This window comes from Asaia sp. A2 (genome assembly GCF_057319415.1).
This window is the reverse complement of sequence record NZ_JBXWTO010000004.1, coordinates 100,482-122,782: the sequence shown is the minus strand read 5'-3', so window position 1 is coordinate 122,782 and position 22,301 is coordinate 100,482. Positions and strand designations below refer to the sequence as shown.

17 protein-coding genes are annotated in these 22,301 nt (G+C 60.2%); 5 read left to right on the top strand and 12 right to left on the bottom strand.

Annotated elements, in window-relative coordinates:
* Window positions 1-110: 110 nt before the first annotated feature.
* Complete coding sequence (locus ACWNRM_RS04980; protein WP_485169773.1) at window positions 111-596, bottom strand: hypothetical protein; 486 nt, start codon at window positions 594-596, stop codon at window positions 111-113.
* A gap of 171 nt (window positions 597-767) precedes the next feature.
* On the opposite strand from ACWNRM_RS04980, the gene gap reads away from it, so the two are divergent.
* The 3 genes from gap (at window position 768) to ACWNRM_RS04965 (ending at window position 3,722) form a co-directional block, all read left to right on the top strand.
* Window positions 768-1,787, top strand: a complete 1,020-nt coding sequence (gene gap / locus ACWNRM_RS04975; protein WP_485169774.1) for a type I glyceraldehyde-3-phosphate dehydrogenase — start codon at window positions 768-770, stop codon at window positions 1,785-1,787.
* A gap of 26 nt (window positions 1,788-1,813) precedes the next feature.
* Window positions 1,814-3,031: a phosphoglycerate kinase gene (locus tag ACWNRM_RS04970; protein ID WP_485169775.1), complete on the top strand. Its 1,218-nt coding sequence runs from the start codon at window positions 1,814-1,816 to the stop codon at window positions 3,029-3,031.
* Between the two features lie 166 nt (window positions 3,032-3,197).
* Window positions 3,198-3,722 (top strand): hypothetical protein, encoded by a 525-nt coding sequence (locus ACWNRM_RS04965; protein ID WP_485169776.1) that lies wholly within the window; start codon window positions 3,198-3,200, stop codon window positions 3,720-3,722.
* 21 nt (window positions 3,723-3,743) lie between these two features.
* On the opposite strand, the gene ACWNRM_RS04960 is transcribed toward ACWNRM_RS04965, so the two are convergent.
* The 9 genes from ACWNRM_RS04960 to dapF form a co-directional block, all read right to left on the bottom strand.
* Complete coding sequence (locus ACWNRM_RS04960; RefSeq protein ID WP_485169865.1) at window positions 3,744-4,394, bottom strand: response regulator transcription factor; 651 nt, start codon at window positions 4,392-4,394, stop codon at window positions 3,744-3,746.
* The gene (locus ACWNRM_RS04955; RefSeq protein ID WP_485169777.1) at window positions 4,394-5,566 is read right to left on the bottom strand and encodes a sensor histidine kinase; all 1,173 of its coding nucleotides are present in this window, start codon (window positions 5,564-5,566) and stop codon (window positions 4,394-4,396) included. Before ACWNRM_RS04955 ends, ACWNRM_RS04960 begins: the two co-directional genes overlap by 1 nt.
* Before the next feature lie 2 nt (window positions 5,567-5,568).
* Complete coding sequence (locus tag ACWNRM_RS04950) at window positions 5,569-8,034, bottom strand: TonB-dependent receptor (protein ID WP_485169778.1); 2,466 nt, start codon at window positions 8,032-8,034, stop codon at window positions 5,569-5,571.
* Between the two features lie 150 nt (window positions 8,035-8,184).
* Window positions 8,185-9,999, bottom strand: a complete 1,815-nt coding sequence (locus tag ACWNRM_RS04945) for a ShlB/FhaC/HecB family hemolysin secretion/activation protein (protein WP_485169779.1) — start codon at window positions 9,997-9,999, stop codon at window positions 8,185-8,187.
* Window positions 9,996-10,805, bottom strand: a complete 810-nt coding sequence (locus ACWNRM_RS04940; RefSeq protein ID WP_485169780.1) for a hypothetical protein — start codon at window positions 10,803-10,805, stop codon at window positions 9,996-9,998. Before ACWNRM_RS04940 ends, ACWNRM_RS04945 begins: the two co-directional genes overlap by 4 nt.
* Before the next feature lie 195 nt (window positions 10,806-11,000).
* A complete protein-coding gene (locus ACWNRM_RS04935) occupies window positions 11,001-13,730 on the bottom strand; it encodes a TonB-dependent receptor domain-containing protein (RefSeq protein ID WP_485172163.1) in 2,730 nt (909 codons plus the stop codon).
* Between the two features lie 558 nt (window positions 13,731-14,288).
* A complete protein-coding gene (ftsY, locus tag ACWNRM_RS04930; RefSeq protein WP_485169782.1) occupies window positions 14,289-15,236 on the bottom strand; it encodes a signal recognition particle-docking protein FtsY in 948 nt (315 codons plus the stop codon).
* Window position 15,237: 1 nt separating this feature from the next.
* Window positions 15,238-16,482, bottom strand: a complete 1,245-nt coding sequence (mtaB, locus tag ACWNRM_RS04925; RefSeq protein ID WP_485169783.1) for a tRNA (N(6)-L-threonylcarbamoyladenosine(37)-C(2))-methylthiotransferase MtaB — start codon at window positions 16,480-16,482, stop codon at window positions 15,238-15,240.
* Window positions 16,479-17,279, bottom strand: a complete 801-nt coding sequence (gene dapF / locus ACWNRM_RS04920) for a diaminopimelate epimerase (protein WP_485169866.1) — start codon at window positions 17,277-17,279, stop codon at window positions 16,479-16,481. The genes mtaB and dapF overlap by 4 nt, the downstream gene beginning before the upstream one ends.
* A gap of 110 nt (window positions 17,280-17,389) precedes the next feature.
* On the opposite strand from dapF, the gene ACWNRM_RS04915 reads away from it, so the two are divergent.
* Together ACWNRM_RS04915 and ACWNRM_RS04910 are read left to right on the top strand one after the other, a co-directional pair.
* Window positions 17,390-18,016, top strand: a complete 627-nt coding sequence (locus ACWNRM_RS04915; protein WP_485169784.1) for a hypothetical protein — start codon at window positions 17,390-17,392, stop codon at window positions 18,014-18,016.
* Window positions 18,017-18,156: 140 nt separating this feature from the next.
* Window positions 18,157-18,804 (top strand): class I SAM-dependent methyltransferase, encoded by a 648-nt coding sequence (locus ACWNRM_RS04910; RefSeq protein WP_485169785.1) that lies wholly within the window; start codon window positions 18,157-18,159, stop codon window positions 18,802-18,804.
* Between the two features lie 62 nt (window positions 18,805-18,866).
* Here the strand turns inward: ACWNRM_RS04910 and ACWNRM_RS04905 are convergent, their stop codons facing one another.
* The gene (locus tag ACWNRM_RS04905) at window positions 18,867-19,826 is read right to left on the bottom strand and encodes a sugar phosphate isomerase/epimerase family protein (RefSeq protein WP_485169786.1); all 960 of its coding nucleotides are present in this window, start codon (window positions 19,824-19,826) and stop codon (window positions 18,867-18,869) included.
* Window positions 19,827-20,001: 175 nt separating this feature from the next.
* Window positions 20,002-22,164 carry an FUSC family protein gene (locus tag ACWNRM_RS04900; protein WP_485169787.1) on the bottom strand — a complete coding sequence of 721 codons (2,163 nt, stop codon included), beginning with the start codon at window positions 22,162-22,164 and terminating at the stop codon, window positions 20,002-20,004.
* Window positions 22,165-22,301: the final 137 nt, after the last annotated feature.

Below are 22,301 nucleotides of genomic sequence, written 5' to 3'. Positions count from 1 at the left end.
GGAAGGGATCTATGCCCGCTGCTGCATCAAGGTCCTGTCCTGCGTTACCCCCGGATGGCCATGAAAGCACCCCCTGTCTTGAAGTGGCAGGCGCAGAAAGGTGGTGCGGCCTAGCGCAGATCGACGCGGATACGCCCCTTGGGGCTGGAACCATCGGTCTTGGCCTCGATCTGGACCTGATTGGGTGGTGCGCCCGATGCCACGATCTGGTCGGCCACATCCTTGCCGTCCTGCTCGGTCAGTGTCTCGATCGATTTGACCTGCGCTGCCGGACTGCCTGTCTCGGGGGAGAGCACGGTGACCACAAACAGAAGGTCAGGCTTGCGTGACAGGGCGAGTTTCGTACTGCGTGAAACAGCTGGCGCCCACTCCGCCTTGGGTGTGCCGGCAACAATCTGCAGGAAGGGCGCGGGCGCGGGCTTGCCCGGAGGCGCAGGCGGATAATGGGGCTTGGGTGGCTTGCCCGCATTGGGGTTGAAGAGCCTTTGATCGGGCGGGGTACAAGCCGTCAGGCCCCCCGAGACGAGGCACAAACCGGCGATCGCCAAAGACCGAAATTTCAGGAAACCACAATTTGAAGCATTCGTCATCGTCATGACCTAAAGAACTTGCAGGAAGACCGCACACAAGCAAGAGAGCAGAAACAGAAAGACCAGTTTTCACGAAAATATCGATAAGATTTTTGGTAGCCCCCTCTCGTCTCGTCTTCCAAGGGTGCTATGGTTTCACCTCTTATAACGAAACCGCCTACTGGCCGGGAGACTACAATGGCTGTGAAAATCGCGATCAACGGTTTTGGACGCATCGGGCGTCTGGTACTGCGTGGTATCATTGAGAGCGGACGCACGGATGTCGTGCCTGTCGCCATCAACGACCTTGGCTCCGTCGAGGAAAGCGCCCATCTGCTGGCCTATGACAGTGTTCATGGTCGTTTCCCCGGCACGATCCGTGTCGATGGCAATGCCCTGATCATCGAAGCCAATGGCCGCACCTACGGCCCAATCCGTTTCTCCGCCGAACGCGATCCGAGCAAGGTGCCGTTCGAGGGCGTCGACGTGGCCATGGAATGTACCGGCCTGTTCACCAGCAAGGAAAAGGCTTCGGCCCTCATCAAGGCCGGTGCACGCAAGGTCCTGATTTCCGCTCCGGGCACCGATGTCGATGCCACCATCGTCTATGGCGTGAACAATGCCATGCTGACGAAGGACATGACGGTCATTTCCAACGCATCCTGCACGACCAACTGTCTGGCGCCAGTCGCCAAGGTGCTGGACGAGGCCTTCGGCATCGAATGCGGCTACATGGTGACCATCCACTCCTACACCGGTGACCAGCGCACGGTGGACACCCACCACCGCGACCCGCGCCGCGCCCGTGCTGCTGCGCTGAACATGATCCCGACCTCGACGGGCGCTGCCAAGGCCATCGGCCTGGTTCTGCCGCACCTCAAGGGACGTCTGGATGGCACCTCGATCCGCGTGCCGACGCCGAATGTCTCGGTTGTCTCGCTCGACTTCATCCCGAGCCGCGCACCGGCGTCGGTCCAGGCCATCAACGACGCCCTGCGCGCCGCTGCCGAGGGCCCGCTGAAGGGCGTTCTGGACTATAATGAAGCCCCGCTGGTGAGTACGGACTTCAACCACTCCTATGCCTCCTCCACCTTCGATGCCACGCAGACGGCCGTGATCGATGGCGGCAAGATGGTGCGCATCTGCTCGTGGTACGACAATGAATGGGGCTTCTCGAACCGCATGTCCGATACGGCAGCGCTTTTCGGCAGCCTGTAAGCAACAAGAAACCGGGAGAAAAGAGCATGGCCAGTTTCCATACGCTCAATGACCTGTCTCCTGAGGGAAAGCGCGTCCTTCTGCGCGCTGACCTCAACGTGCCGGTGCGTGAGGGTGCCATCACCGACACGACGCGTATCGATCGCGTCATTCCCACCATCTGCGAGCTGGCCGACAAGGGCGCGCGCGTGATCATCCTGAGCCATTTCGACCGCCCCAAGGGTCAGGTCGTGCCCAGCATGTCACTCGCCCCTGTTGCCGAAATGCTGGAATCCAAAATCCAGCACAAGGTGCATTTCGTGTCCGACTGCGTTGGACCGAAAGCTGAAGAAGCCGTTGCCAACCTCAAGGATGGCGAAGTCTGCGTTCTCGAAAACACCCGCTTTCATGCCGGCGAGGAAAAGAACGATCCGGCTTTTACAGACATGCTGGCCCGTCTGGGCGACGTGTATGTGAACGACGCCTTTTCGGCGGCCCATCGTGCTCATGCCTCGACCGAAGGTCTGGCCCATCATCTGCCGGCCTATGCCGGCCGCCTGATGGAAGCCGAGCTGAACGCCCTGACCGCAGCGCTCGAACTGCCTGAGCGCCCTGTCGGTGCGCTTGTTGGCGGCGCGAAGATCTCCACCAAGCTCGATCTCATCGGGAACGTGCTGGGCAAGGTCGATGTGCTGTTCATTGGCGGCGCCATGGCAAACACCTTCCTTGCGGCGCAGGGCGTTGCTGTTGGCAAGTCGCTTCAGGAAGCCGACATGCACGAGACAGCACGCAAGATCATGGCACAGGCCAATGACGGCAAGTGCGAGATCATCCTGCCGGTCGACGCTGTGATCGCCCGCGAATTTCGCGAGGGTGCCCCTTCGGAAGTCTGTGACATCCACGCCGTACCAGCCGATGCCATGATTCTCGATGCTGGTCCCAAGACAATCGCGCTGATCAACGCCAAGCTCGAAGATCTCAAGACTCTTGTCTGGAATGGTCCGCTCGGCGCATTCGAGATCAAGCCCTTCGATACAGCAACAGTCGCAGTTGCCCAGAAGGCTGCCGAGCTGACCAAGGCCGGCAAGCTCAAGACCATCGCAGGTGGTGGTGATACCGTCTCTGCACTGCGTCACGCCGGGGTTGCCGACCAGATGAGCTATGTTTCAACGGCAGGCGGCGCTTTCCTCGAATGGCTCGAGGGCAAGCTTCTGCCTGGCATTGCCGTGCTTACCGACGCTGCACGCCACGCTTTTCCGCTCTGATCGGCAAAAGCATACCCGCTCGGTTGCATCACGTTTGATGACAGCGTGATACAATCGGCGGGTTTCGGTTGCATAAGATTTTCTGACCTGGATACAGTCACGTCAGTCGGCAATCGGGCCCGGCATTTTCGTGAAATACTGCACCAACGGAAAGAGGATCGCGCTGTTGCGTATCTGTTCTGCCTTGATACTCGGCCTTGTGAGTTGCGCCTCCATCGCCCCGCTTCATGCAGCGGAAACCGGTGTAGCAGGACAGTCTGTGCCGCCTGGCGCCTCCCCGGCCCAGTCCGGCAATGGCCACGCCCTCGAAAATACGGCGACGCCCGAAGCCCGGATGCGAAAAACACCCAGCCATGTGCGGTCCCTCCACTCAGGGCTCAACACGGTTTCGGCTTTCTCACTGGAGCCCGAAACGGCAGACGCCCCCCTGATCAGACAGGCCTCGCTGACCGTGAGAGCGCAAGCACCGGCATCGCGTGACGGCTTTACCGAAGCACCCTTGCCCGATGACTCTCTCGACGCCCCCAAAGAGCGTGGCGGGGACGACAATACGAAGCTGCGCCCCGATTTCTTCCAGCGTAACCATCATCAGGTTGGCGATGCATTGACCGGCGGCGCGGGTGCCAACGATCAACGCCGCGGGCATGGCTCAATGGCCGCCGGTGTAGCAGTTGCCATCCCGCTCGACTGAAGCATACGGATCGGACTTCCTTCAGCTTTCGAGGTCGCCTGGCGAGAGCCCTCTCAGACGATCCATCTCACGCACAAGATCTGGCAATGAGCCCGCCTTCATCTTGCGCATGATCTGCGCGCGGCGCACTTTCACAGTGATTTCGCTGACACCCAGTATTCCTGCAGTCTGCTTATTGAGCAGCCCCGTGACCACCAGGCGGGCAACCTGTCTTTCACCCGCATTCAGGCTGCGCCATCGCTCCAGAAGCGCCTCACCCTCTGCGCTCTCATGCCGTGATGCCTCGTTGATTGCCAGGCCGCGCTGGACGGCATCAAGCAGATCGAGATCGCGAAACGGCTTGGTGAGGAATTCGATGGCCCCGTTCTTCATGGCCTCGACCCCCATGGCAATATCCCCATGACCAGTGATGAAAATCACCGGGTAATTCAGGCCGAGTCCAGCCATGCGCCGATGACAATCCATCCCCGACAGGCCCGGCATCCGGATATCAAGAATCAGGCAGGCGGGGCAGTTCGCTTTCGGCGCGGCAATGAAGCTCTCGGCATCAACGAAACAGTGAACTCTCTGCCCAACCGCGCTCAACAGATCATCAAGTGCCTGACGGATCGAGGCATCGTCATCGACCACGTAAACGATCGTCTCACCTGAATACCCACCCAACGCATCCATCACGATTTCTCCTCGCCCGCTGCGGGAATGCTGAAGCAGAACGCTGCCCCCTCTCGCCGATCCTGATCCAGCCATATGCGGCCTTTATTCGCCTCGATAAGCGTGCGGCTGATCGCAAGGCCAATGCCCGTCCCTTCCTGCTTTGTGCTCCAGAAAGGCTCGAACAGGTGATCTGTAAGTGAGGGCGCGATCCCGGCGCCATCATCGCTCACCCTGCACAGGCAGAAATCGTCTTCCTCCCACAGGGCAATCTCTATGTGGCCAGTTCCGGTCTCCTGCGCCGCGATCGATTCGCTCGCGTTGAGCACGAGATTGCTCACGACCTGCTGGATCTGGATCGGATCTCCCAGGGCAGGCAGATTGCTGGCCTTGCAGCGGATATGCGTTGCGATGTTGTGACGTTCGAGACGATGCTGGGCCATCGCCATCACATCCATCACCGCGTCAACCAGATTGAAACGCCGGCACTCGGTCACCTTGCCGCGTGTCAGATCCTTCATGCGCGTAAGGATGTCAGCGGCACGCGTGGTGTCGCGTATGATCCGCCCAAGCGCGGCGTCCGCCCGCTCGACGTTGGGCGGCCTTGCCGAAAGCCAGCGCTGACATGCCTGCCCACTGGTAACGATGGCGGCGAGGGGCTGGTTGAGTTCGTGCACGATGGACGAGGTCAGACCACTGACCATCTGGGCATGGACGACGCGAGCGAGTTGGGACTGCCCCTGCAAGGCCAGTTCCTTGGCATGCTGAAGCCGGATGGCGAGCCAGGCCGTGATGACGATCGCCGCCGAACTGATCAGCAGATTGATCAATCCGGTAGCCGCGTTGCCATGCAGGGTGAAGGCAAAACTAACACCAGTCAGACCAAGACACAGGCAGCCAAGCCAGATGAGGCCTCGTGAGTGGAACGAGAAGGCGGCGCCTAGCAGCACCACCGTATAGAGCACCGGTATCGCGATCTCGTAGTGGGTGATCGTATCGGCAGAAAAAATGGCGGCCATGACCAGGCCGAGCAGGATGGGACGGGTCGCCCTGGCAGAGGGGTGCAAGCCATGACCGTCCCTCCCGGAGCCGGACGAAACGACATGACATGGCATGGGACACTGCCGTTTTCCCTGCCGGGCCATGCGGGCGACCATGCGGGCGGTCTCGGGCGTACCGCTCCCTTTTCTCATGCTCAGAACCTCGTACCAAGGCTGAAGACGAGTTGTCTCGGCGCCGAGCGCTGCATGGTCTGATAATCTCCGGAGAACGGGGCGCCGTCCACATTGAGGTTGCCGATCATCTTGCTGTTGAGCAGATTATAGACATCAAGACGCATGTCGAGCGGCGGCCAGCCTGCATGGCCTGGGCGTTTCCACGCGATATAGGCCGTGGTGTTCCAGTAATTCGGCCCCATGATATCGTTGGTGTACGAGAACGGGCGGTCGAGATAGACGATGCTCGTCGCCCCCGCCTCGACCTGCCCGACATGCACAAAGGCCGCGCTTTGCAAGGACAGAGCCGGGTATCCCGGCTGCGCCTTTCCCCTGATCGGGAAGACTTCACCTCCCGCAACCAGATCGCCACCGTAACGGAAGCGACTGACCGAAAGTGACTGGCTGAGCGTCAGATACGGGCCTACAGGCAGGCTGACCGCAATGTCACCGCCCCAGATATGCGAGGCCCGCACGATCCCGACAGTATTGACTGGACTATGCAACGTGCCGATGGACGCGGAAACAAGCCGGTTTTCGATGAGCGAGAAATACCCGTCCCAGGACAATCTGAAGCGTCCCTCTTTTCTGTGTCCGCCAATCGTGACTGTCATGTCCTTCTCAGGCGCAATGCGCGACAGGGCTTCATCGAAACTTGCCTGATCCGAAGCGGACCAGATCGAGGCGGAATAGCCGATATTGCCGCGAGGCGACATGCGGTAGCCGCTCTGGGTCTGGGCAGCGTCGATGAACAGATCCTGACGGGGCGACAGCGTCCAGAGCAGGGAGAGATGCGGCAGGAAGCCGTTTTGCGAGCGCAGATTCCCGCGGGGGGCGCCATCATCCCCAACACCGCCGCCTGAGGAATGCACATCTATTGCCTTGAACCCCAGCCCCAGAAGCAGGGAAGGCGTGAGCTTCCAGTCGTCATGCAGAAAGATCTGGCGCGAAGACGTGTGCCAGCGAGAGAGATTTTGTGTCTGAAAGGCGGGTCCATAGCGATCAAACGGACCGATGGCTCGCAGTGGCGTCCCGCTCCCCAGGAGCGGCTCATTATACCATGACTGATCGGCGACCGAGCGTGATGTCTCCTGCCAGAGTCCTGCAGAAAGAAGATGATGCCCGATCCGGTAGTCGAGGGTGAGACTGCCGCCGAAGCGCCGGACCGCAGAATGCCAGACCTGCTCTGAAAACGGAGCGCCGGTTTCGGAAGGGGTTGTCGGGTCTGAAACGCTGGCGTCGGTATACGTGCTCGCCCCATAGAAAAGCGCCTGGCCATGAAGGCGGCTCCCAATCCGGAAGCGGTGGGCCAGGGACCCTATGAAATCCTGCGAGACCTGTCCGCTGTCATACGGGGTCAGGGCCGCGCGCTCCGCACAGCTATAGGGACCGCATTGCGCCCCGGCATTTTCAGGGCGCGCCATATCGTAAGCGGCCCCATAATTCGGATAAGTGAAATCCGCACCGCGCCACCCAAGCTTGTCCAGCATATCGTGGGATACGTTGTTATAGCCCCAGACCTGCGCCTGCGAGGCCGAGAAAAAGGCAGTCAGGTCACCCCAGGCAACATCCTGCACGGCCTTGACGTTGCCGCGCAGCATGTTCTGCGAGCCCTGCCCCTGATATTTATCCTTGCTGATGCGCTGGAAGCCGGCGAGCACACGCGGTCCCGACGCGCCAAGCGTGCCCGATTGCCCGACCAGCGTCGTGACAAGAGTGTTGTTGCTGCCTACGGCCTGATTGACGGCAAGGCTGCGCGTTTCCGTGGGCGCCATGAGCGCATAGCGGATTTCGCCGCCATTATTGCTGCTCGAATAGGTGCTCTCGCGTGAGGTGCCGGGCGACACGACAATGGAGCCAATCGTATCAGGGACACTGATATTGAGCACATTTGTACCGCTCAGCGTCCCGAAACTCGAATCATTCAGCGGAATGCCCTCAAAGAGAATGCCGAGTTCATTCATATGAAACCCACGCAGAAACAGGCTCGCATCGGATTCATCGAGACCGTAGGAATCTGATGACGTATAGGAAACACCGGGCGTCTGGGCGAGGAGAGCGAGCGGATTGGAACCACTCAGCGTATTGCGCCAGTCAGCCGGGGTGAGCACGGTCATATTGGGCTGAACCGCGCGGTGGACATCTCTGGCCACCCTGATGGTCTCGGTCTGAGGGGTCGCCGTCTTTGCCGAGATCCGACGGCTCCCTCCTTTCGCCCGAAAAGCCTTTGCGCCGTTTTTCCACTCTGCGGATTTCGCCGCTGCACCGGCAAGGTTTTCTGCCTCGGATGCGACTTTTGCCCTCGCGGCCCCTTCAGCGGCCAAGGCTGCCTCGCAGGGCAGGAGGAGGGGAAGCATCAGGCCTGCCATGCAGGCCGCCTGACGCGGCAAAACGATCTGATTCCCCCAGGAATAAGCGGTTTTCCAGTGATGCATATCATGGCTCATGTCGAGATCTTCCCTGTTCGGGAATTCTCTAATGACAATATGCTTTTGATAAAATGATCTCTTTTGTATGACCTTCCTATACGAAAGTATATTTGTTCAGGACATTCAGATCATTACTTGTGATAGAGTTGTTCGGTACTTTCGTCTCGATCAGAACCCTGCCACCAGATTGAAATCGCAGAACACGCCCCGATCGCCGCGACTGGCTGCGCGGCGCAGACGCCAGCCAGCATCGACCGTCATGTTGAGATGACGATTGATCTTGCTGTTGAGATCGGCCCCGATACTGGAGAGCGTCACCACACGCGGCCCTATACCGGCCGGATGAACCTGCGAATTATCGCCCCAGTCCCAGAAAGCGCCGAGCGTATTGGTGTCTTCAAGCGCGCTGAACCCTGTCCATTTGCCAAGCGAGAAGCCCTTGGTATTGATCTCCTCGCTGAACATCAGGCCACGACTGCCGAAGGACGTGTTGACGTAATAGCCACGCACCGTACCCATACCGCCAATCATCAGCTGCTCACTATACAGCAGATTATGGGTCGCGCCCTGCCACGCGGCGCGCGTATTGGCCTTGAACCCCCAGGGAAGCGATAAGGCGCGCTTCAGGGTCAGGCGGTCATAGACATAATTCGGCTTGGCGTTGGGGAAGATTGTCTCATACCATCCGCGCTTGTTATAGGCTGAAATGCCGGGCGGCCCGTAAACGATCTGGTTGTTGATCTCGGTCTTGCCCAGAGGGTCCTGTAGCGATCCCATGAATCCGGCGACAAACTGGTTGGTCTCGGCATTGGCCAGAATGAGTGGCACAGCCGCGCTGAACTGGTCCGAGATAGTCGATTTCCAGTCAAAACCAAGCTGTGTCGTGCCATCAAGCCCGAACAACGTACCAAAGGCGATATGCGGCAGCATATGCTGCCAGCGCAAGGACGCCTGACCGGAAATACCCTTATTGGTAAGGGGTTGATCGGCCACCGGATAAGAGACCGAATAACTTCCGAAAACCAGAAGGGCATCGCGGGAAGTCAACGGAATTTCCCAGCTGCCATTATGCCCGGTGAAACGACCCGAGACACTGCGCTGCAACTGATAGGTGAGGATATGCCCCAGATTGAAGGCGTTGCCCCATGATACGCCAAGATCCCAGTTCACGCGGCCCAACGTGGGATCAAGCTGGTTGTTGTAGGCCCCGTAGATGTAGAGCGGCAGGCGATCGGCAACCTTCAGATCGACATCCGTCAAACCCGGCGCGGCACCGGGGCGATAGACCATATCAACCGTCCGAAACGGGTTGCTGTTGACCCAGCTCAGATCGGTCTGGAGGCTGTCCAGCGAGAGTGTCTGACCTGTTTGCAGCCCGCTCTGGTTGCGAATGGTGCGGTCGGAAAACCAGCGATTGCCGACGACCCGTATCGCACCAATGCGATATTCGAGCACATCGATATGCAAGATGCCCTGATGGATCTTCTGGGGCGATACACAGACCGTCACGAAGGCATGCCCCCTGGCGCGGTAATACCCGACCACGGCATCAATAAGGGCCTGCATCTGGCCGAAACGCAGGGCCTGCCCGATGAACGGCGTCATGATGGCTGTGAAATCAGGAGAGCGGAGGATATCAAGCCCGGTAGTGGTGAGGGAGGAGCGCCCGTCCTGTTCGCTGATACGCCCTGCAGGCTGGATGACGAGCGCACGAAGCTGGGGCAGCACCAGGCGGTCCGATTGCAAGGCAACGGGCGCGAGATCGTGGGTTCTGCTCTCAGGCGCTGCCAGATCCGGAAGATTGGCACTGCGGCTTGTTGCGCCGGAATGAAAGACCGTCTGAGCCTGCGCCGAGGGGGAATTGGCCATACCGATGACGGCGCAGCACAGAGCACCGGCCCTGAGGAGTCTGACCGTGAATGGCGTGCATCCTGCCCCCTCCTGCCCTGAATGATCCGAAGCACGCCCGCGCAGACCCTTCATGGTCTGGCTTCCTGCCGGTTGGATGCGGCAGCCTGTTCGTCCGTTACGACCGGTGCAAGGCGCGGCTCTGCATGGTCGGGGCGTTCTGTCGTCAGCAGCACATCACCATCGGGCAAGGCAACGGCATGATTGGCCTGCTGCATACCATCGCGATTCCCCGCCAGAGCAAACACATTGCCCCCGGCTGAAGCGAGCGAGGCGGCAGCATCATGAATCATGGCCTCCTTACCCGCGCCATGATGTCGGCATGGCTCGGGCAGCACATAGACGCCAGCGGGGCCAAAAGAAGCGTTCATGGTGGCCTGCGGGCGTATTCCGCCATTCCCTGCGCGTTCGTCGTCGCGAGCCGCTTTCAGGGGGGAAGCCTGCTCCGTCACACCAATCATGACGGCCTCGTCCTTGTGGGTGCCAATCCCGGCACCAGCACTTCCCCTCAGGGCCGGTTCGGATGGGGCTCCGCCGGCGACGAACTGGCCGGCTGCCACATTGTCGGGCGCCGGACAGCCGCCGGACACGGCTTGCCCGTCAGGGCCGATCAATGTGCCGGCAGGGGTAACGCGATAGGTCTCACCATTCAGCCCGACCTCTGCCTTGACGGGAGAGGGCCGATTGCCAACGACGCTATCGAGCGTGCCATTGGCTGAGGCCGAGGCACGCGCTCCGGGAGCGAAACCGCCCGCCGATTGTGCTCCCTCCGCCCGCTGCGCTTGGCATGGGTTTGCCCCTGCGCCAAGCAGCATGATGCCGAGGAGAACAACAGGAAGTGATAACCGCCAAGGACGGTGAAGAGCATGAAGGCGGCGCATGGTAACCAGACAGAAAAACAAGGATAGAACTAGTATATCACCAAACCGTGATCAATACTGATCGTTCCTGGTTTTTCTTCCGCCGCCCCCTGCCCGGACCCGTAATAAACAGGCCGGATGAGGGGAATACAGGTCTCGAAGCCTGCTCAGGTCAGGCCATGCATCAGGCATGGCCCGCCCGGTGACAGGGCCGGATCAGAAGCTGATGCCAGCCTGCAGGAAGGCATAGCGGCCAACAATGAGGCTGCCATACTGATAGATATTGGTGTTGGTGGCCGCATCCATGACGAAGGGCGGCTTCTTGTCGAGCAGATTGCTGACGCCCGCCTGGAAGTTCCAGCGGTTGAGGCGATAGCCCAGCGTGATGTCATGCGTGAAGATACCGGGGGTCTTGTACTGTCCGGCTGTCTTGGCCGTCAGATCGGTCACACCGTTATTCCACACCATGCCGCCGATATAGCGCATCATGTAGGTGAAGCTGAAATCGTCATGCTGCCAGGTCGCCTGGGCATAATCGCTTACGCGCGGCTGGCCGCTTCCACCGGCATAGAACAGACGACCGGTATAGTTGTACCACTTACCATTGGGCACGTTCTGCTGCAGGTAGCTGACAAGCTGCTGCATGTTGTTCGACACGGTCAGGCTGTCATGGGACGTCAGACGCACATGATAGTCGAGGTCGAAATCGATGCCGCTGGTGCGGATTCCGCCCAAATTCTGATAGAACGCGTTGACCGAAGTCAGCTGCTGCGAGGAAGAGCGCGCGGCGATAGCGCCGCAATTGCTGGTATCCGCACCGGTATAGCACTGGTCGAGAATATACTGCGTGCCCAGCGTGCTGATCGTGTTGTTGAGCGAATAATGCCAATACGTGACCGAGGCGGAGAGACCCGGTACCCAGCGTGGCGTGACAACCGTGCCGACCGTATAGGTACGACCGCTCTCAGGCTGCAGCTTGGCGTTACCGCCGGAAACCGTCGGAACCTGCCCCGTGTTCTGCGGAACGAAAGTCGCCGTATTGATCCCCTCGCTTGCGCAGCGGGCCTGAACAGCGGCAGCCTGTGCGCCGTAGCTGGAAACGGCACTGCAGGGATCGTATGCCGACGGGTAGCCGAGGCTCTGGCCGCCATAGAGTTCATAGACGTTGGGCTGGCGGTAGGACGTTCCGAGCGTCGCACGGAAGCGGATATCGCGCACCGGGGCCCAGTTGATCGAGACCTTCCAGTTCTTGGTCGATCCGAAGGTATTGTAGTCTGACCAACGGCCCTGACCGTCAATGGTCAGATCCTTGGCAAGAAATGCATTTTGAAGCAGCGGAATCTGACCTTCGGCATAGACTTCATTCACATTGAAGCCACCGCCGCTATAGCTTGAGGCATTGCCTGTGGAATCACCGCTCACAACGATCGGGTCGGGCTTGCTGCTCAGCTGCTCGCTGCGATGCTCCATACCAAAGGCGATACCGACATTGCCGCCATGCTCGTAGGGCATCTTGACGACGCTGCTGTTATTGATGCGCAGGTTGAAATCACGCAGCTGATATTCGGCATGATCGTGCTGCGTGAACTTGCCATAAGCGGCAGCCTCGGGTGAAAGCGGCGCGAGTGGGTTGGACAAGACGCAGCCCGGCTGGCTGGTGCAGACGGTCGGGTCATACACGATCTTGCTGCCCGGATTGGTGGGGTCGAGCTGACGCACACCAGTCATCTGCAACAGATGACGATAATTGCCCATGTTCTGCGTGTTGGCGGTCCAGCGGCTCTGGCCGTATGTCATGGACGCATCATATTCCCAGCCACGCCAGATCTTGCCCTTGGCGCCGCCAATCACGGTCCAGGTATCGGTCGCGTAATCCATCTTGCGCGGACCGAGATCATTCATACGGCGCGACATGATCGCGTCACGTCCCCAGATATTATAGGGGCTGCCTGCCGGAATGGTCCAGGACGACAGCAGTGGAGACGGCTTGATACCACCGGAGACCGGGGCTGCAGCCATCTGCCGTGCCGTTGTCGTGTGGCTGTACCGCACATTGGCATAGGGCTTGAAATGGCTGTCCACATCGTAATGGGCATCGCCGGACAGGGCTGAGTTCTGGTTATAATTCTGCACCATCGTGTCTTTGGCAAAATTATACCGGTCGGCATTGCTGTAACGGTGAAAGGTGCCATCCCCATTCGAGACCAGATTGGCCCCTGTGCGCGGGTCGGTCACACGGCCTGCCGGAATGATGGAGGAGCCATAAAGCGGCGTGCCAGTCACCGGGTTGCTCTGCTGCGGGTTGGCCGCCCAGGCGCGGTCCTGGCTCATGATGCCGCCAGATGTATTGTACTGGCCGAAAAGGGTGACGTTGCCCTTGCCGTGATCGAAGTTGAAACCCTTCATGGCGGAAAGCAGGCCCGTCTTGGCATCGCCGTATTGCGAGATCCCGCCACGCATGGTGATGGTCGCCTTGGTGACGTCATGACGCAGCTTGATGTTGATCACGCCTGAGACGGCATCCGCACCGTAAAGCTCGGAGCCGCCATCCTTGAGCATTTCGACGCTGGCGATTTCCTCGATGGGGATCGTGTTCAGATCGACGCAGGATGTGGCCGCGTTGATTGCCGTGCGCTTGCCGTCAATCAGGATGAGCACACGCTTGGAGCCGAAATTGCGGATATCGGTGCAGCTCACACCACCACCGCCATTGGTCTGCTGGTTGGGCGTACCCGACGAGCCGACCGAGGGGAGGCGCTGGAGATAGTCACCCAGCGAAACAGCCGAAGTCTGCTGGATCTGTTTGGCGGTTACGATCTGGACGGGGTTGGCCGAGCTGTTGTTCGAGCTGCGCAGATACGATCCCGTTACCATGATCGTTTCTGATTTGGCCGTGGCCTGTTTGGTCTTGACCAGGGTCTTTTTCTTGGTGGCAGTTGCGTCCATCGGCACCGTGGCCGCTATGGCTGCCGAGGTAGATAGTCCGGCCACTGCCGTAAATGTCAAAAGGAAAGATCTGCGCAGGCTCAACGCCATAGGTCACACGCTCCACACGTAACGTAATTCATCTGAAACGTAACGCTGGCATAACGAGAAACTGGCGAGTGCGACGAAATATTTCTGTTTTGTGTCGAACTTTAAAAATTAATTGAATTAGCGTTATTTCGTTATCGCATCGTTAATCCCTATATCAGTCGTCGAATTTTCGTTGCGAAAATGACACGATATGGAGGGAAGTCTCGCAAAAAACGATCCACGACCCCCATTGCGACACAGGCGCAAAGTCAGGGGTGGGGCGGGAATCGCCTCTGGGGCACGGTAACGCTCCTGCACCCGGAGGCCGACGAGGTCAGGAGCCGAACTGGGCGGCAATCGGTGTTGCTCAGCAGACGCCCGCTCGGGCTTGTGATGACCGATACAGGCCTTTCCACACGAAAGGCATGCCGGAAAGTTAATGATGGCGTAGCCACCACAGGCCACGCATGGTCAAGCCGAGTCGCTAGCTTAATCCTGAGGTTCGTCGATCAGATGGCTGGTCAGATCGGCACCGCTTCCGCCTACAAGACCGCGCGCATATTCCTGCGCCGAAAAGGGACGCAGATCCTCGACCTGCTCACCCACGCCCACCAGATGCACCGGAAGCTTGAAGGCGTCGGCCAGTGCCACAACGATACCCCCCCGTGCGGAGCCATCGAGCTTGGTTACGATCAGACCCGTTACATTCACGAGTTCACGGAAAACACGCACCTGCTCCATTGCATTCTGGCCGGTCGTGGCATCGAGCACCAGCAACACTGAATGAGGGGCAGTTTCGTCGAACTTCTTCATGACGCGGATGATCTTGGCGAGCTCTTCCATCAGCGCGCCCTTGTTGTGCAGACGCCCCGCCGTATCGACGAACAGCAGGTCGGTCCCTGATTCACGCGCCTGCTTGATGCCTTCATAGGCGAGGCCTGCCGCATCACCACCCGGCTTGCCCGCAATGACAGGCGCGCCAGTGCGCTCACCCCAGACCTGCAACTGCTCGACAGCAGCGGCGCGGAACGTGTCACCCGCCACCATCATGACCGAGCGGCCCTGATCCCGGAACCATTTGGCCATCTTGCCGATGGTCGTGGTCTTGCCCACGCCATTGACGCCCACCACAAGCACGACATGCGGCTTGTGCTCGGTCTTGAGCTCGAAGGGCTGGGCTACAGGTTCGAGCACGCGAGCGATTTCGGTGGCCAGAGCCTCCTGAATTTCCTCGGTCGTGACATTGCGACCAAAACGCGACGTGCGGAACTCCTCGATCACGCGCCCGGCCACTGCAGGGCCGAGATCGGCTGCAATCAGCTCGTCCTCGAGTTCCTCCAGCGCTGTCTCGTCGAGATAGCGATGGGTAAGAGCAGCATTCAGCTTCTGCGTCGAGCGCGTCAGCCCCTGTTTCAGACGTGAGAAAAATCCGGCCATGTCAGTTGATCTCTGCTACCAGCCCTGCTTCGTCAAGGGTTTCGGCGACAAGGGTGAGGCGTGTGCCACGGACTGCCTGCCCACGCGACAGACGCACCGGCACGAAATGGGCTGAGTGGCCCTTTGTTGCGCCCTCCATCAGAACATCCAGAGGACGCCCCATCATACCACGCCAATAGGCCTGCCGATTGGCCTCGCCTGCCTCACGCAGGGCCGCCGCACGCGCCTGACGTTTTGCATTGGGCACGCTGGGCATACGGGCTGCCGGTGTGCCTGGGCGCTCGCTATAGGGAAAGACGTGCAGGTAGGGCAGTTCATGACGTACGACAAAATCGAGTGTCTCCTGCGCCTGAGCCTCGGTTTCTGTCGGAAATCCGGCAATCAGATCGGCCCCGATCGCGATATCGGGGCGCAGGTGCCGCGCCTGCGTGATCAGATTGGCGGCATCCTGCACCGAATGGCGGCGCTTCATGCGCTTGAGTACCATATCGCTCGCTGCCTGTAGCGAGAGATGCAGATGCGGCAGAAAGCGGGGCTCCTCGGCCAGCAGATACCATAGATCGGCATCGACAGAGGCCGGATCGAGCGAGGACAGGCGCAGTCGGGGCAATTCCGGCACGGCTGACAGCACGTCACGGCAAAGCGTGCCCAGTGCAGGTGTGCCATCAAGGTCCCGCCCCCAGGAGGCGATATCGACACCCGTCAGAACGATTTCATGATGGCCCGCCTCGACCAGCGCCCGGGCGCGGGCGATCACATCCCGGGTCGGCACCGAACGCGAGCGGCCGCGCCCATACGGGATAATGCAGAATGTGCAGCGATGGTCGCAGCCCTGCTGCACCTGAAGCAGGGCACGCACGTGCCCGCCTGTTTCGACCACGGGCGAGGCAGGGGCGGGGGTGGCCCGCATGATGTCAGCAACAGCCCCCTGCTGCCTCAGGGCAGTTTCCGACCAGCTGGCGGCCTCGAGCTTTTCGGTATTACCCATCACATGCGACACGCCGGGCAGGCTGGCCCAGTCCTGCGGGGCGATCTGGGCCGCACAGCCTGTGACCACAATACGCTTGCCGGGGTCATCACGATGGGCACGTCTGATGGCCTGACGCGCCTGACGTTCAGCGCTGGTCGTCACCGCGCAGGTATTGACCACCACGACATCCGGCAAATGGCCGGTCAGGGCCTGCATACGCTCGCTTTCATGCAGGTTGAGGCGGCAGCCGAAAGTCAGAAGACGGGCACCGCTCATCCGTCATGCGTCCCGAGCGGATAAAGCCCCTCGAAAACATGGGTCGCCGGGCCGATCATGAGGACATGGCCGTCTGCCTCGCGCCAATGGATACGCAGCGCACCGCCATCCATTTCCACCCGGCACTCGCGGTCCAGAAGGCCGCGACGCACACCATTGACCACGGCAGCACAGGCTCCGGACCCGCAGGCCAGTGTCAGTCCGGCGCCACGCTCCCAGACGCGCAGCCGAATGAAATCACGGGAGACGATCTCGGCGCAGCCGATATTGGCGCGTTCCGGAAAGAGCGCATCGCGCTCCAGCGCTGCGCCCTCGCGGTCCGCACGGTCCATTCCGTCAAAGAAGGTCGCATGCGGATTACCCATCGAGCAGGCCGCAGGGCTGCCCGGCAGGGGCAGTTCGACGGTGTCCATCGCCTGCGACAGGGGAACACGCTGCCAGTCCAGCGCGGGCACACCCATATCCACCCCGATTTCGCCCTCAGGCGTGATGAAGCTCGGCAGCAATCCCGCACTTGTCTGTAATACCGGGGCATTGCCAATGAGGGCAGCGACACAGCGTGAGGCATTGCCGCACGCCCCTGCTTCGGATCCATCAGGATTGTAGAAACGCACCCGGATATCAGCCCCGTCGCGATCTGGCGCGTCAAGCAGCACAAGCTGGTCACACCCGACGCCAAAGCGACGGTCACAGAGCCTGGACATGGTATGTAATGTAGCGTTGAAACGCTCGTGGCGCCTGTCGATAATGACGAAGTCATTCCCGAGGCCCTGCATCTTATGGAACCGGATCATCATACGCACAGTTATAGTGGGTCCGGGCCGCCACGGCACGGGAAACCTCCGGTTTCTTGACGTAAATTTTCAAAGCCGACGCATCGCCCGTTGCGATGCAGGATAACAGACCCATGTTCATCGCCTCCTACGACACCCCCGCCATTGCACGCCATGTCCGTCTCATCTGGTCGTGCCTTGATATGAGCCGGGAGGCGCTTGAAAAATGCCTGACGCAACTGCCTACCGGATGCAGCCTGCTCGTTCGTGATGACATGATCGACTGGATGCATGGTCATGCCGCGCAGCATAACCTGCTGCGGAAGGGCCCTGGTGGCATTGAACGGCTAAGGCCCGATGGCAGCGTGGCTGAGACCATGGCGCTCTACGAGCACTGCCTGCCATCGCAGATTGTCGACCACCCGGCCCGCTCCGTGGTGGCTCTGGACATCGTCCTCAAGGACAGCACGGAAGAGGCTTGGGATGAAACCGAAACCCTGATCGATCAGGGACTCCCTTCGCAGGTGGCTGCCTCGGCGCTCGTAGGTACCGCGCAGGAAGTCGCACAGCGCCTCAATGACTATCGCAAGCTTGGGCTGCTTGATGTCATCCTCACTGCGCCCCCATCCCGTGCGCCCTATCGCGAGGTGAGCGAGGCGCTGCAGCCGCTCCTGCGCCAGCAGGCCATCCCGGTGGACCGTCACGCCCGCATCGCCGGGATTTCCGACGGTCCGTTCGAGTGGCACGGCGCAGCGCTCTGAACCCGGCCTCACATCGCCTGGGCGGGAAGTGCGCATAGCGAGGCCGTCTGTCTTGACGTGTGCCTGTCATGGCGTCATCCCTGCGCAGGTCCTCGCAATGCTGCGAGCACGCCAGAGCAGAGACAGGCAGGACTGGTCCGATGACTGATACCCCGTCAGGGCTGCACCCGGCAGCCTTCACCCGCGCCAATAACGATCCCGACCGCAGCTTTTACGCAGGTCGTGGCGATTCAACGCAAATGGATGCGGGCGCCCGCACCGCGGTCACGGCCCTCTACCAGACCACACTGCCTGCCACGGGTGTCATACTCGACCTCATGGCCGGGGCGATGAGCCATCTTCCCGATGAAGCCCAGCTTGAAACCGTGATCGGGCTGGATGTGAACAGCAAGGCCCTCGAGGCCAATATCGCCCTTACGCGACGGGTCGAACAGGATCTGAACGAGACAACGGCACTCGACCTGCCTGATGATACGCTCGATGCCGTGTGCCTGTGTGACGGGTTTGCCTATCTGATAAATCCGCTGGCCGTGCTGGAGGAGGTCAACCGCGTGCTGCGGCCCGGCGCGCCATTCATCATCACCTTCTCTGACAATTTCATCGCGCAGAAAGCCGTGGCCCTGTGGCAGGCGCTTGAGCCCGCCGACCGCACCCGTCTTGTCACGCTCTTGCTCGACAAGGCAGGTTTTGGTGATCTGGACACCGGTGAGGTCGTGCCCCCCGAGGACCTCACGGCATGGAATGATACGGTTCATGCCGTGATTGGCCGCAAGAAACTCGCGGCCTGATCGGCCGCGTTCGACTGCATGTCAGAGGCCGACTTTTGGGTAGACCCGAAAAGGGGCTGCGTTCAGATATCCATCTGATCAAAGCCGCCAAGGGCCACTGGCATGACCTCACACAGAAGGGCGACTGACTTTTCGAGCCCTTCCACTGCGTCAAGCAATGGGTCCTCATGCTCGATGGACAGCCAGCCATCATAGCCCACCATGCGCAGGCGATAGCAGAATTGACGCCACCATAGCGTGTCATGGCCATAGCCAAGCGTGAGATACGACCAGGCACGTGCCGAAGGCAAACCCAGCGGGCCATTTTCAAGATTCGATGTCACGCCCCGCCTCGCCTCATTGAACCCGGCATCCTTTGCGTGGACATGGAAAATGGCGTCACCCAGCGCATCGATAGCGGCGATCGGGTCAGCCCCCATCCAGAACATGTGTGAGGGGTCGAGATTGGCCCCGATCATCGGGTCGAGCGCTTCGCGCAGGCGCAGGAAATTGGGAACGTTATAGGCCCATTGTCCGCCATGCAGTTCGAGCGCAATGCGCGTGATACCGTGATCAGGCGCCATACGCAGGATACGTTCCCAATAGGGCAGCAAACGCTCGCGCAGTTGCCATTCCTTGGCAACCTGACCTTCGGGCGGCCATGAACTCACCACCCAGTTGGGCAAACGGTCCCCCTCCTGCCCCTCCGGCAGGCCCGACATGGTACAGATCGTGCCGATACCAAGATCACCCGCCAGCCGGATCGTCTCTTCAAGGTCCTGACCCTGGCGCGTATCCACCGGGTGAAGAGGATTGCCGTTGACGTTGAGGGCGATGATTTCGAGATTGCGCCGCTCGAAAGCATTCACAAAACGCTGACGCCCTTCGGCGCTTTGCCTGAGTTCCATGAGATCGACATGCGGCGCCGATGACCACCCACCCGTATTGACCTCCACGCCCGACACACCGAGCGCAACGGCCTGATCCAGCATGGCTTCAAAAGACAGTTTGCCGAGACTGTCGGAAACGAAACCGATCTTCATGGCATGACGACCCTTTCAGTGTGACGGGACTGGTAGAATGGCCCGCATGAGAGAATTTATATTCTCTTCTCACACCCGAATCGGAACATAAATTCGTTATGAAATGATCATTTGGCTGTGATCGACTAACATTCTTATCTAATGCCCTCCGGGCAATCCGGTCCGGTGGCGCGGGTTACTGCCCGGTCGCACGGGCCAGTTGCAGGCAGCGCCTGAAGTGCCGGTCATTCAGCCAGTCCTGATTGCCCTGCCATTCGTGCCGCACCACGAGCAGGCTCCCGAGCACCTCGGCATAAGCCGGACATTCCCGGTCATCCGCCGACGCTGCCCGCTGGTGAATGGCGCTGATGGCGCTTTCTATCCGCGACGTGAACACGGCGGCTTCGACACCGGGGCCACGAAGCCAATGGGGACCGAGCCCAGTAAAGAACTGCGCGAGAATGTCGCGCAGCGCCGCAGGAAGTGCAGGCCGCGCCGCGACACCACGCAGAAAAAGCAGGTTACGCCCCATTGTCATGGTGGAGAGCAGACCATGCAGGTTGAGTTCCATGAACGGAGTGAGCGAGGCGCCTGCATAACGAATGACACGTTCCATGCCCTGGGTAATGAGCCCGATCCAGCGATTCTCGGCCGGCAGAAACCGCGACGTCGCACAGATACGCTGCAATCCATGCAGGGCACGTCGTCGCAACAGGGCACATACCTGATAGATATTGAACGGCAGGATACAACGGAACACAAGCACCCCTGCCCCAAGCCCGAGCAGCAGGGCGATCGTGGCATTGAACCAGGTAAGTTCGTTCATGCGCATATGGTTATCGAGACCAATCAGCGCGGGCAGGAAGGTATTATATGACCCCGCTGCGGTGGCAGTGGCAGGGTTGCGTGCCGCCAGTCCACCGATGAACATCAGAGGGGCCAGAGCCACGATCAGAGCCTCGAACCCCGTCCCGGTGGGGATAAGAAAGAATACCGGCAGGATGGAAGCCAGAGTGGCGAGGCAGGCACCATAGAAAAAGCGGTTGCTGACGAGCACGGTATTATCGGTGGTGGCAAAGCGGCCCACTACCACAGCGATAAACGAGATGAACGCCGCTCCCTGTGGCCATGCCGTGACCTCCCACACCAGTCCAGCCAGACAGATGGCGGCGGCAGACCGCATGGCGTTGTGGAACGCGGCATGAAAATACAACACGCGTCGCAACCGATACCGCGCGGGAGTCGTGGCTTCGGTCGGACGGGCCTCGAAATAGATCAGCAGCGTGCAGTATTCTTCAAGAATCAGGCGCATGCCCTGAAGAATGATCGCGTCATCGGGGTTGAACCCTTCCCCCGGATTATCGATTGCGCCAGCTTCGTCATGCAGGATGTCGCAGCGCGCAGCGAGCGCCTCAAGGTCCCGACGCAGTGCCAGAAGCGTGTCGGCATCGTCCAGCCTTGCAGGAACGTCCCGGATGAAACGCGCCACATCAGCCAGCCCCGTTCTGGCACGTTCGGAAAGGACAAGCTGTGTGGAAAGCCGCGCCTGCATCCCCAACGCACGCGAGACGAGTCGCGACAGGATGCCGATCGTGGCATAGGCGCAGGCGATTGCATGATCGCTGCGCCCGACCTCGACCACGGTAAATTCGAGTTGCTCGTTGAGGCTGAGCGTGCGGCTGAATACGGCACGTATGGCCGCCTCGGGCGGCGGGGCGCCATCAAGCACATCGCCAATGACCTTTGAGGCAGCCCCTATGGCCTCGATCAGCCAGCCGCGCATGGTCCGTCTGGCCTTGGCCGACAGAGAAGCCGAAAAGACCACCCCCGCCACCATCTCGCACACGACACCCAGAAAGATATAGGTGCCACGCGCCATGGCGATTTCAAACACATGATCGGGCACGTTGAGGGCGCCGGTTGCAATAATGGCGCAGGTATAGGCCGCCAGCACAAAGGCATAGGCGCGAAAATTCTGACACAGCGTCGCCAGCCCCGTGCATAGCCCGGCCCAGAGCGCCAGGGCAGGAATGAACAGCCACGGGGCCTGGGGAAATGCTGAAACCAACCCCACCGCGCCCGCCATGCCCAGCACAGTGCCGACCAGACGCCACCGCCCCTTGGAGAGGCTCTCGCCACGTGAGCCCTGCGCCGTAATCCATACGGTCATGGCGGCCCATTGCGGCTCGCCCAGCTCCATCCAGAACGCGATTCCAAGCGCGACGAGCGAGGCGATAGTGTTGCGCAGGGCGAATTCAAACGCATTGCCGCTGGGGGCAAAAAACCACTTCAGAGGCCATTGCTGCGCGTGCAGGCGCAGAAACGCACCCTTTTGACGAGAGAAGAACGCGGCGATCATGCGTGGCGTCTTACCCGAATTTAACGGTTTGTGTGGCAGCAATCGCTTCAATTTGGCGCGCATCTCCCATATATTAGGAGTGTGCCGAGTCAGGTTCCTGCAGAAGCGTTTTCAGCACGGGTGCCGTTTAATCCTAG